Annotated in this window: 10 protein-coding genes; all 10 read left to right on the top strand. The window is 71.5% G+C overall.

The annotated features are described in order from the left end of the window. Nucleotides 1-87 precede the first annotated feature (87 nt). The 10 genes from AAC134_RS18405 to AAC134_RS18450 all read left to right on the top strand — a co-directional run bounded on the left by AAC134_RS18405 (nucleotide 88) and on the right by AAC134_RS18450 (nucleotide 10,979). Nucleotides 88-1,341, top strand: a complete 1,254-nt coding sequence (locus tag AAC134_RS18405; protein ID WP_339950590.1) for an ROK family transcriptional regulator — start codon at nucleotides 88-90, stop codon at nucleotides 1,339-1,341. Nucleotides 1,342-1,402: 61 nt separating this feature from the next. Further along, entirely contained in the window at nucleotides 1,403-2,080 is a 678-nt protein-coding gene (locus tag AAC134_RS18410) for an HAD family hydrolase (RefSeq protein WP_339950600.1), read from the top strand. Further along, the gene (locus tag AAC134_RS18415; RefSeq protein WP_339950591.1) at nucleotides 2,077-3,030 is read left to right on the top strand and encodes a sugar-binding transcriptional regulator; all 954 of its coding nucleotides are present in this window, start codon (nucleotides 2,077-2,079) and stop codon (nucleotides 3,028-3,030) included. The genes AAC134_RS18410 and AAC134_RS18415 overlap by 4 nt, the downstream gene beginning before the upstream one ends. Before the next feature lie 121 nt (nucleotides 3,031-3,151). Beyond that, nucleotides 3,152-4,462, top strand: coding sequence for a sugar ABC transporter substrate-binding protein (locus tag AAC134_RS18420; protein ID WP_339950592.1), 1,311 nt, complete (start codon nucleotides 3,152-3,154; stop codon nucleotides 4,460-4,462). A 239-nt stretch (nucleotides 4,463-4,701) separates the two neighbouring features. Next, nucleotides 4,702-5,574 carry a sugar ABC transporter permease gene (locus AAC134_RS18425; protein WP_339950593.1) on the top strand — a complete coding sequence of 291 codons (873 nt, stop codon included), beginning with the start codon at nucleotides 4,702-4,704 and terminating at the stop codon, nucleotides 5,572-5,574. 2 nt (nucleotides 5,575-5,576) lie between these two features. After that, the gene (locus tag AAC134_RS18430; RefSeq protein WP_339950594.1) at nucleotides 5,577-6,407 is read left to right on the top strand and encodes a carbohydrate ABC transporter permease; all 831 of its coding nucleotides are present in this window, start codon (nucleotides 5,577-5,579) and stop codon (nucleotides 6,405-6,407) included. Between the two features lie 19 nt (nucleotides 6,408-6,426). Further along, nucleotides 6,427-7,431 (top strand): ABC transporter ATP-binding protein, encoded by a 1,005-nt coding sequence (locus AAC134_RS18435; protein WP_339950595.1) that lies wholly within the window; start codon nucleotides 6,427-6,429, stop codon nucleotides 7,429-7,431. After that, on the top strand, nucleotides 7,428-8,225 hold the full coding sequence (locus AAC134_RS18440; RefSeq protein ID WP_339950596.1) for an L-iditol 2-dehydrogenase: 798 nt from the start codon (nucleotides 7,428-7,430) through the stop codon (nucleotides 8,223-8,225). The genes AAC134_RS18435 and AAC134_RS18440 overlap by 4 nt, the downstream gene beginning before the upstream one ends. 71 nt (nucleotides 8,226-8,296) lie before the next feature. Beyond that, on the top strand, nucleotides 8,297-9,769 hold the full coding sequence (locus AAC134_RS18445; protein ID WP_339950597.1) for a mannitol dehydrogenase family protein: 1,473 nt from the start codon (nucleotides 8,297-8,299) through the stop codon (nucleotides 9,767-9,769). 235 nt (nucleotides 9,770-10,004) lie between these two features. Beyond that, nucleotides 10,005-10,979, top strand: a complete 975-nt coding sequence (locus AAC134_RS18450; RefSeq protein ID WP_339950598.1) for a quinone oxidoreductase — start codon at nucleotides 10,005-10,007, stop codon at nucleotides 10,977-10,979. Nucleotides 10,980-11,033: the final 54 nt, after the last annotated feature.

Below are 11,033 nucleotides of genomic sequence, written 5' to 3' on the forward strand. Positions count from 1 at the left end.
AATCAGACCGGTTGATTTAATCGAGGCGGTCTCGGTAGGCTCTGCGCGAATGGAACGCGGACGGACCGCAGAGGGATCGGCAGGGCGATGCGCGGCGGCGATGCGGCGGGGCTGAGGGCCTTCAACGAACGGCGGGTGCTGGACGCGGTGCTGCGCGCGGGCGCCCTGTCGAAGGCGGGCGTGGCGCGCGCGACCGGGCTCAGCAACCAGGCCGCCGCGGTGATCGTCGAGCGGCTGATCGAGCAGGGGCTGCTGGCCAAGGGCGACAAGGTTCGCGGGCGGGGGCAGCCCTCGACCCCGGTCTCGGTGGCGGGCACGGGGGCGTTCTCGCTGGGGGTGAAGATCGGGCGACGCTCGGTCGAGGCGCTGCTGATCGATCTGGGCGGCGAGACGGTGGCCGCGCGCGCGACGCGGCTCGAGGCCCCCCTGCCCGGCCCGGTGATGGCGGCGGCCACGGGCCAGGCGCGCGAGCTGCTCGACGAGATGCCCCGCGAGCATCGCGCCCGGCTGGTCGGCGTCGGCCTGGCGCTGCCCGGAGAGATGGACGCCTGGGCCGATGAGCTGGGGGCGCCGCGGGCGGCGCTGGCAGGCTGGCGGGCGGTGGATCCCGGGGCGGCGCTGGCGCGGGCGACGGGCGCGCCGGTCGCCGTCTACAACGACGCGGCCGCCGCCTGCGCGGCCGAGATGCTGGCGGGCGAGGCGCTGGACGTGTCCTGCGCCCTCTACATCCACGTCGGGGCCTTCATCGGGGGCGGGGTGGTGCTGGACGGGCGGCTGTTCCGCGGGTCGAGGCTGAACGCGGGGGCGGTGGGCTCGATGCCGCTGGCGGGCGGGCGCGGCAGGCGGCGCCAGCTGATCCACGCGGCCTCGGGCGTGGGGCTGGCGCGGGGGCTGCGGGCGGCCGGGATCGACGTGACCCGCGCGATGGCCGGGATGGGCGGGCCGGCGGCGGACACGGTGTTCGAGGGCTGGGTTGCGGCCGCGGCGCCGGCGCTGGGGCGGGCGGTGGTCTCGGCGCTCAGCGTGATCGACTTCGAGGCGGTGGTGATCGACGGGGTGCTGCCCCCGGCCTGGCGCGGACGCCTGCTCGACGACACCCGCGAGGCGGTCGAGGGGTTCGACCGCACCGGCCTGTCGCGCGTCTCGATCCGCGAGGGCACGGTGGGGGGCGAGGCGCGGGTGCTGGGCGCGGCCCTCCTGCCCCTGCAGGCCCGCTTCGCGCCCGAGCCCGAGCTGCTCGTCCGCCGCCGCCAGCCCCGCGCCGAGGCGCGCCCGACGCCGGCCGATCCGCCGCCGGCGGTCGAGGCGCCCTCGCCGCATCTGCCGCGGTGGGGGAGCTAGGCGCATGGGACTGCGGTTGCTAGAAAGCGCGCCGGTGGGGGATAGGCCGGTGGGGGGCGCGATGCGGCGGATCGATCTGGTGATCTTCGACTGCGACGGGGTGTTGATCGACTCCGAGGCGATCAGCGCCCGGATGCTGGTCGCCGAGATGGCCGCGCGCGGCATCGAGATCGACCTGGAATACGTCGCCCGGCATTTCCTGGGCCGCAGCTATCCGGTGGTGCTGAAGGTGATCGCCCAGGATTTCGGCGTCGACCTGCCCGAGAGCTTCGAGGCCGACTATCGCCGCCGCCTGCTCGCGGCCTTCGAGACGCAGTTGCAGGTGATGCCCGGGGTGACCGGAGCGCTCGACCGGCTGGCGCGGCCCTATTGCCTGGCGACCTCGTCGAGCCCCTCGCGGCTGGCGCGCAGCCTCGAGATCGCGGGGCTGAGCGGGCGCTTTGCGGGGCGGGTCTCGACCGCCTCGGAGGTGGCGCGGGGCAAGCCTGCGCCGGACCTGTTCCTGCTCGCGGCGCGCAAGGCCGGCGCGGACCCCGCCCATTGCCTGGTGATCGAGGACAGTCTGAACGGGGTGCGCGCGGCGCTGGCCGCGGGCATGGAGGCGTGGCGCTTCACCGGCGGCTCGCATTTCCGCGACATCGCCCTGCCCGACCCCGGAGAGGTCCGCGCGCATCGCGACTTCGACCGCTTCGAGGCGTTCTTCGAGACGCGGCCGGACCTGGCAGGGTCCGCCGCATGAGCCGGCGGGAGGAGGACAGCGCCACCCCGCTCGATCAGGCGGCGCGGGCGGCGTGGCTGTATTATGTGGGCGGCGCGACGCAGGACCAGATCGCGGCCGAGATGGGGATCTCGCGTCAGCGCGCGCAGCGGCTGGTGGCCAAGGCCGTGGCCGAGGGGCTGATCCATGTGCGGCTGGAGCACAGGGTCAGCCGCTGCATGGAGCTGGAGCGGGCGCTGAGCCGGCGCTACGGGCTGAAGCGGGCGCGGGTGGCGCTGAGCCTGGGCAAGGGCGCGGACCCGGTGAAGGCCATCGCCCCCGTCGCGGCCGAGGAGCTGGAGCGGATCTTCGCAACCCCCGAGCCGCTGGTGGTGGCGCTGGGCACCGGGCGCACCCTGCGCGCGATGGTCGAGGAGATGCGGGCGATCGACTGCCCGCAGCATCGCATCGCCTCGCTGAACGGGAACATGGCGCCCGACGGCACCGCCAGCGCCTTCGACGTGATCATGCGCGTGGCCGACAAGGTGCGCGCGCGTCACTATCCCATGCCCCTGCCGCTGGTGGCGGCGACGCCCGAGGAGCGGGACCTGTTCATCTCGCTGCCCCCGGTGATCCGGGCGCGGGAGCTTGCGGCCAACGCCGACGTCGCCTTCGTGGGGGTGGGCGAGATGGGGGGGGAGCCGCCGCTGCTCAAGGACGGGTTCCTGACCGCCGAGGAGATCGGGGAGCTGCGCGCGCTGGGCGCGGTGGGCGAGATCACCGGCTGGTCCTACGACGATTCGGGGACCTACCTGCAGACCGGCGCCAATGCGCGCATCGCCGGCGTGCGGCTGGAGCGGGTGGCCGAAAAACTGATCGTGGCCATCGCTGCGGGCGCGAAGAAGCGGCCCGCGATCAAGGCGGCGCTGAAAGGCGGGCTGGTCAACGGCTTGATCACCGACGAGATCACCGCCGAGGCGCTGCTGGCCTGATCGGGCCCGCCTCGGCCCGCAAAACATGCTGCACCGCAAAACGTCCAACGTCTTGACAGCGTTCGGCCCGATGTGAGCAATTGTTCGCAACCTAAGCAAGTTCTCATCCAGGGAGGAACACATGAGCTTGCGGACCAGCGCCCTTATGGGCGCCTGCGCAGCCGTGGCGCTCGCCACCGCCGCCTCGGCCCAGACCACCATCACCGTGGCGACCGTGAACAACGGCGACATGATCCGGATGCAGGGATTGACGGACGATTTCACCGCCAAGCATCCCGACATCGAGGTGGAATGGGTGACGCTGGAGGAGAACGTCCTTCGCCAGCGCGTGACCACCGACGTCGCCACCAAGGGCGGCCAGTACGACGTGATGACCATCGGCACCTACGAGGTCCCGATCTGGGGCAAGCAGGGCTGGCTGGTGGGGCTGAACGACCTGCCCGAGAGCTATGACGTCGACGATCTGCTGCCCGCGATCCGCGGCGGCCTGACGGTGGACGGCACGCTCTACGCCGCGCCGTTCTACGGCGAGTCCTCGATGGTCATGTACCGCAAGGACCTGGTCGAGGCCGCGGGGATGGAGATGCCCGACGCCCCGACCTGGGAGCAGGTGCGCGAGATCGCGGCCGCGACCACCGACAAGGACGGCGAGGTCTATGGCGTCTGCCTGCGCGGCAAGGCCGGCTGGGGCGAGAACATGGCCTTCCTGACGGCCATGGCGAACTCGTTCGGGGCCAAGTGGTTCGACATGGACTGGACCCCCCAGTTCGACAGCCCCGCGTGGGCCGAAACGCTGACCTTCTACCTCGACCTGATGGAGAACTACGGGCCTCCGGGCGCCTCCTCGAACGGGTTCAACGAGAACCTGGCCCTGTTCCAGACCGGCAAGTGCGCGATGTGGATCGACGCCACCGTGGCCGCGTCCTTCGTGACCAACCCCGACGACAGCCAGGTCGCCGACCAGGTCGGCTTTGCGCTGGCCCCCGACAACGGGCTCGGCAAGCGCGGCAACTGGCTGTGGGCGTGGAACCTCGGGATCCCCGCGGGGACCGAGAAGGAGGAGGCGGCCAAGGCCTTCATCGAGTGGGCGACCTCGAAGGACTACACCGCCCTGGTCGCCGAGAAGGAGGGCTGGGCCAACGTGCCTCCGGGCACGCGGACCTCGCTCTACGAGAACCCCGAGTATCTCGAGGCGGCGCCGTTTGCGCAGATGACGCTCCAGTCGATCAACGCGGCCGACCCGCAGAACCCCACCGTGGACGAGGTTCCCTACGTGGGCGTTCAGTTCGTGGCGATCCCCGAGTTCCAGGGCATCGGCACGGCGGTGGGCCAGCAGTTCGCCGCGGCGCTCGCCGGACAGATCACGGCCGAGCAGGCGCTGGCCAACGCCCAGACCCTGACGAGCCGCGAGATGAAGCGGGCGGGTTACTGACCCCACATCGGACCGCCTGACTTCGGGGACCGGCGCGCGCTTCCTCGGCGCCGGTCCCGACCCTCCCGGAAGGGGCCGGCCTTTTTCCCGCTGCGCCGGCCCCGACCGATCCCCCGCCGCCCCGCCCGGCGCCCTCCGAAGGGACCGCGCGCCCGGCCGGACGACGGGAGAGCCCCGAAAGACCTGCCCCGCGACGCGGCGAGCCGCGCGCGAGACCCCACACTCGGAGACCCCGGGCCATGGCGACCCAGCACTCCCGCGCCGCGGCGCGCCTGATGATCTCGCCGGCGGTGATCCTGCTCCTGGCCTGGATGCTGATCCCGCTGGGGCTGACGCTGTATTTCTCGTTCCTGCGCTACAACCTGCTGATGCCCGGCGCGAACCCGTTCGTGGGGTTCGAGAACTACGAGTATTTCTTCACCGATCCCGCCTTCTGGCCGGCGGTGACCAACACGCTGCTGCTGGTGGGGGGGGTGCTGTGCATCACCATCGTGGGCGGCGTGGCTCTGGCGCTGCTGCTCGATCAGCCGATCTGGGGGCGGGGGATCGTGCGGATCCTGGTGATCGCGCCGTTCTTCGTGATGCCCACCGTCTCGGCGCTGGTGTGGAAGAACATGTTCTTCCATCCCGCCAACGGGCTGTTCGGACAATTGGCCAAGGGGCTGGGGTTCGAGGCGTTCGACTTTCTGGCCCAGGCGCCGCTCGCCTCGATCATCCTGATCGTGAGCTGGCAGTGGCTGCCGTTCGCGACCCTGATCCTGCTGACCGCGCTGCAGAGCCTCGATTCCGAGCAGCTCGAGGCGGCCGAGATGGACGGGGCGGGCGCGATCTCGCGGTTCCGGCACATCGCCCTGCCCCACCTGGCGCGCGCGATCACGGTGGTGATCCTGATCCAGACCATCTTCCTGCTGTCGGTCTTCGCCGAGATCCTGGTGACCACCAACGGGGGTCCGGGCACCGCCTCGACCAACCTCACCTACCTGATCTACGCGCAGTCGCTGTTGCAGTTCGACGTGGGGCTTGGCTCCGCCGGGGGCGTCTTCGCCATCATCCTCGCCAACATCGTCGCATTCTTCCTGATGCGGATGATCGGCAAGAACCTGGACCTCTGACCATGGCCCGCGCCGTCACCACAAACCGCAAGGTCGTCGCGACCGCCTTCGGGTGGATCATCGCCATCGCGATCTTCTTCCCGATCCTGTGGACCATCCTGACGAGCTTCAAAACCGAGTCGGAGGCGATCGCCTCGCCCCCCTCGTTCCTGATGTTCGAGTGGACGCTGGAGAACTATGTGACCGTGCAGGCGCGGTCGGACTACTTCCTGCACTTCATGAACTCGGTGATCCTGTCGCTGGGCTCGACCGTGCTGGGGCTGCTGATCGCGATCCCGGCGGCCTGGTCGATGGCCTTCGTGCCCGCCAGGCGCACGAAGGACGTGCTGATGTGGATGCTCAGCACCAAGATGCTGCCGCCCGTGGGCGTGCTGGTGCCGATCTACCTGATCTTTCGCGACATCGGGCTGCTGGATACGCGGCTGGGGCTGGTGATCGTGCTGACGCTGATCAACCTGCCGATCATCATCTGGATGCTGTTCACCTATTTCCGCGAGATCCCGGTCGACATCCTCGAGGCCGCGCGGATGGACGGCGCCACGCTGCGCGACGAGATCGTCTACGTGCTGACGCCGATGGCGATCCCGGGCATCGCCTCGACCCTGCTGCTGAACGTGATCCTGGCCTGGAACGAGGCGTTCTGGACCCTGAACCTGACCGCCGCCAAGGCCGCGCCGCTGACCGCGTTCATCGCCTCGTATTCGAGCCCCGAGGGGCTGTTCTACGCCAAGCTCTCGGCCGCCTCGACCATGGCCATCGCGCCGATCCTGATCCTGGGCTGGTTTTCCCAGAAGCAGCTGGTGCGCGGGCTGACCTTCGGCGCCGTGAAATAGCAAGGGACGGAGAAAGCCCATGGGACGCATCGTTCTGAAGGACGTGAAGAAAAGCTTCGAGAACGTCCACGTCATCCCGCCCCTGAACCTCGAGATCGAGGATGGGGAGTTCGTGGTCTTCGTCGGCCCCTCGGGCTGCGGGAAGTCCACGCTGCTGCGCCTGATCGCGGGGCTCGAGGACGTCTCGGGCGGGGTGATCGAGATCGACGGGCAGGACGCGACCGCGATGCCCCCCGCCAAGCGCCGGCTGGCGATGGTGTTCCAGAGCTACGCGCTCTATCCGCACATGACGGTGCGCAAGAACATCGCCTTCCCGCTGCGCATGGCCGGCATGGACAAGGCCGAGCAGGACCGGCGGATCGAGGGGGCGGCGAAGGTGCTGAACCTGACCGACTATCTCGACCGGCGGCCGGGGCAGCTTTCGGGCGGGCAGCGCCAGCGCGTCGCCATCGGGCGGGCCATCGTGCGGGAGCCTGCGGCGTTCCTGTTCGACGAGCCGCTCTCGAACCTCGACGCGGCGCTGCGGGTGGGGATGCGCCTCGAGATCTCGGAGCTGCATGAGCGGCTCGAGACCACGATGATCTACGTCACCCACGACCAGGTCGAGGCGATGACCATGGCCGACAAGATCGTGGTGCTGCAGGCGGGCAAGATCGAGCAGGTGGGCTCCCCGCTCGACCTCTATCACACGCCGCGCAACCGCTTTGTGGCCGGTTTCATCGGCAGCCCGAAGATGAACATCATGGAGGGGCCCGAGGCCGAGCGCCGCGGGGCGCACGCGATCGGCATCCGGCCCGAGCATATCGCGCCCTCGGCCACCGAGGGGACCTGGAAGGGCGTGGTGGGGGTGTCCGAGCATCTGGGCTCCGACACCTTCTTTCATGTGCACATGGAGGGGCGGCGCGAACCGCTGACCGTGCGCGCGGGCGGCGAGGTCAGCCTGCACCACGGCGACGCGATCTATCTGACGCCCGACGAGGACCGCATGCACCGCTTCGACCGCGAAGGCCTGCGGATCGCATGAGCGGTGGGGCGCACAGGGGTCCGGGACGGCTCGCCGGACGGCGGGCGCTGATCACCGGCGCGGCCCGCGGCATCGGGCTGGCCTTCGCCGAGGCGTATCTCGCCGAGGGGGCGCAGGTGGTTCTGGCCGACCTCGACGGCGAGGCGGCCTGCGGGCAGGCCGTGCGCCTGGGCGCGGGCGCCAACGCCGTGAAGATGGACGTGACCCGCCAGGAGAGCATCGAGGAGGGAATGGACGTGGCCGTCGCCCTGATGGGCGGGCTCGACATCCTGGTCAACAACGCGGCCCTGTTCACCGCCGCCCCGATCGTGGAGATCGAGCGGGCGGATTACGAGCGCGTCTTCGCGGTCAACGTGGCGGGCGTGCTGTTCTGCATGCAGGCCGGCGCCCGGCGGATGATCGCGCAGGGGACCGGGGGGCGGATCATCAACATGGCCTCCCAGGCGGGACGTCGGGGGGAGGGGCTGGTGGGGGTCTACTGCGCCTCGAAGGCCGCGGTGATCTCGCTGACCCAGTCGGCGGGGCTCGACCTGATCGGCCATGGCATCAACGTCAACGCCATCGCGCCCGGCGTGGTGGACGGCGAGCACTGGGACGGCGTCGACGCCTTCTTCGCGCGCCACGAGGGCAAGGCCCCCGGGCAGAAGAAGCGCGAGGTCGGCGCGGCCGTGCCCTACGGCCGGATGGGGACCGCGAAGGACCTGACCGGGATGGCCGTGTTCCTCGCCTCGGACGAGGCCGACTACATCGTCGCCCAGACCTACAACGTCGACGGCGGAAACTGGATGAGCTGAGGGCGGCCGGGCGCGGGCGCCGCGCCGCCGTCCCTCCCCTTTCGTGATCGACCAAGCAGGAGGTCGCCGCCTTGCGCACGCGCCTATCGAATTCCGCCCTGGCCGCCCTGCCCGAGGGGATCTCGGCCCCCGGCTACGACCGCTCGGCCCTGGGGCCGGGGATCCTGCATGTGGGGATGGGCAACTTCCATCGCGCCCACCAGGCGGTCTATGCCGACGATCTGCTGCGCGCGGGCGGAGACCCCGCCTGGGGGATCCTGGGCGCCGGCGTGATGCCCGCCGACGAGGCGATGCGCGAGGGGCTGGCGGCGCAGGACCACCTCTATTCGGTGACCGAGATGGGCCCGCAGGGCGACGACGTGCGGGTGATCGGGGCCATGGCGGGCTTTCTGCCCGTGACGCCGGGCCACGGGCCGATGATCGCGGCGATGGCCGATCCGGCGGTGCGCATCGTCTCGCTGACGGTGACCGAGGGGGGGTATTTCGTGTCCGCCCAGACGGGCGGGTTCAACGCCGGGCATCCCTCGATCCGCGCCGACATCGCCGAGCCGGAGCGGCCGACCACGGTGTTCGGCGCTATCGTGGCGGGGCTGCGGGCGCGGCGGGCGGCGGGGCTCGCGCCGTTCACCGTGATGTGCTGCGACAACCTCCCCCACAACGGCGCCGTCACCCGCGCCGCGGTCTGCGGCGTGGCGCGCGGCCAGGACCCCGGGCTCGCCGACTGGATCGAGGCGGAGGTGGCCTTTCCCAACGGCATGGTCGACCGGATCACCCCCGCGACCACCGAGCCCCGTCGGGCGGGGCTGGCCGCGGGCCACGGCCTCGACGACGCCCGGCCGGTGTTCTGCGAGCCGTTCCGCCAGTGGGTGCTGGAGGACAACTTCCCCGCCGGCCGGCCCGCGCTGGAGACGGTGGGCGTGCAGTTCGTCGAAGACGTCACGCCCTACGAGCACATGAAGATCCGGATGCTCAACGGCGGGCATGCGATGATCGCCTATCCCGCGGGGCTGCTGGGGCTGGAGTTCGCCCATGACGCGATGGCCGACGCCCAGGTCGCCGGGTTCTTCGAGAAGGTGGAGCGCACGGAGGTCTTCGACGTGGTCGAGGCGGTCCCCGGCGCCACGCCCGAGCAGTATCTCGCGAGCCTCAAGGACCGCTTCGGCAACCCCAGGATCGAGGACACCATCCGCCGGCTGTGCCTGGACGGGTCCAACCGGCAGCCGAAGTTCATCGTGCCCTCGATCGAGGACAACCTTGCCGCCGGCCGCCCCGTGCCGGGGCTGGCGCTCGAGAGCGCGCTGTGGGCCCGCTATTGCCTCGGGGTGGACGAGGCCGGGGGCGCCATCGCCCCCAACGATCCCGACTGGGAACGTCTGACCGAGCAGGCGGGCCGGGCGAAGCGCGACCCGCTCGCCTGGCTCGAGCTGCGCGACGTCTATGGCGGCGTCGCCGATCACCCCGGCTTCCGGGAGAGTTTCGCGCGGGCGCTGGACGCCCTTTACGCGCGCGGTGTCCGCGCGGTGCTGGCCGAGTATCTCGGCTGATCCGCGCGGGCGGCGGCTTGAACGGGTCTCCTCCCCTGCAGGCTGCTGCACTCGCCCCGCCGGTCCCCCCGGCGGGGCTTTTTGCGGGCGGCAGGGCGCGGCGCGGATCCTCATGGCGCGCGGGGCCCCGCCCGGCCGAGGGTCGGGCGCCTGCATTCGTCGGGTCCGGAGCGTTGACCGGCCGGTTGGTCGGTCCTACTCCTGCGGTCCCTGTTTCCGGACCGGAGGTTCCCCGATGACCCGCGCGATCGTGCTGCGCCGCCCCGGCGGCCCCGAGGCTCTGACGCTGGAGGACCACGACCCCGGCCGGCCGGGCCCCGGCCAGGTCCGGGCGCGGATCACCGCGGCGGGGGTGAATTTCCACGACGTCTACGTGCGCTCGGGCCTCTACCAGACGCTGCCGCTGCCCGGCGTGCCCGGGATCGAGGCGGCCGGCGTGGTCGAGGCGGCGGGCGAGGGGGTCGAGGGGCTTGCGCCCGGGGACCGCATCGCCTGGGTGACGCGGGGCTATGGCGGCTATGCCGAGGCGGCGGTGATCCCCGCGGCGCTCGCGCTGAAGCTGCCCGAGGGGGTCAGCGACGTGCAGGCCGCGGCGCTGACGCTCAAGGGGCTGACGGTGCGGATGCTGGTCAAGGACGCCTGGCCGCTGGAGGCGGGGCAGACGGCCCTGGTCCACGCCGGGGCGGGCGGGGTCGGGCAGATCCTGGTGCGCTGGGCCAAGGCGCTGGGGGCGGAGGTGATCGCGACCGTCGGCTCGCCCGCCAAGGCCGAGGTGGCGCGGGCCTGCGGCGCGGACCACACGGTGCTGTACCGCGAGGAGGATTTCGTGGCCCGCGTGCGCGAGATCACCGGCGGGCGGGGGGTGGACGTGGCCTATGACTCGGTGGGGCGGGACACGTTCGAAGGCTCGATCGACTGTCTGGCGCGGCTCGGGCGGCTGGTGAACTTCGGGCAGAGCTCGGGGCCGGTGGCGCCGCTGGAGGTGTCGCGGCTGTTCAAGGGCTCGAACTCGCTGGCCCGGCCGTCGGTGTTCGCCTATCTCGCCGATCCCTGGCGGGCGGAGGCGATGGCGGGCGACCTGTTTGCGGCGATCCAGTCGGGCGTGGCCCAGACGCGGGTGGAGCGGGAGCTGCCGCTGGCCGAGGCCGGGGAGGCCCACCGCCTGCTGGAAAGCCGGACGCTGGCCGGCGCGGTGGTTCTGCGGCCCTGAGGGACGCGGGCGCCCCGGCGCGTCCGCTGCGCGGCCGCGACCGCCCCGCCCTGC

Origin of the sequence: uncultured Albimonas sp. (assembly GCF_963977235.1) — a bacterium.
Taxonomy (GTDB): domain Bacteria; phylum Pseudomonadota; class Alphaproteobacteria; order Rhodobacterales; family Rhodobacteraceae; genus Albimonas.

Excerpts from the sequence above, each read along its gene's own strand:
- AAC134_RS18405 (WP_339950590.1), top strand. The coding sequence starts at position 88 with ATGCGCGGCGGCGATGCGGCGGGGCTGAGGGCCTTCAACGAACGGCGG.
- AAC134_RS18410 (WP_339950600.1), top strand. The coding sequence starts at position 1,403 with ATGCGGCGGATCGATCTGGTGATCTTCGACTGCGACGGGGTGTTGATC.
- AAC134_RS18415 (WP_339950591.1), top strand. The coding sequence starts at position 2,077 with ATGAGCCGGCGGGAGGAGGACAGCGCCACCCCGCTCGATCAGGCGGCG.
- AAC134_RS18420 (WP_339950592.1), top strand. The coding sequence starts at position 3,152 with ATGAGCTTGCGGACCAGCGCCCTTATGGGCGCCTGCGCAGCCGTGGCG.
- AAC134_RS18425 (WP_339950593.1), top strand. The coding sequence starts at position 4,702 with ATGGCGACCCAGCACTCCCGCGCCGCGGCGCGCCTGATGATCTCGCCG.
- AAC134_RS18430 (WP_339950594.1), top strand. The coding sequence starts at position 5,577 with ATGGCCCGCGCCGTCACCACAAACCGCAAGGTCGTCGCGACCGCCTTC.
- AAC134_RS18435 (WP_339950595.1), top strand. The coding sequence starts at position 6,427 with ATGGGACGCATCGTTCTGAAGGACGTGAAGAAAAGCTTCGAGAACGTC.
- AAC134_RS18440 (WP_339950596.1), top strand. The coding sequence starts at position 7,428 with ATGAGCGGTGGGGCGCACAGGGGTCCGGGACGGCTCGCCGGACGGCGG.
- AAC134_RS18450 (WP_339950598.1), top strand. The coding sequence starts at position 10,005 with ATGACCCGCGCGATCGTGCTGCGCCGCCCCGGCGGCCCCGAGGCTCTG.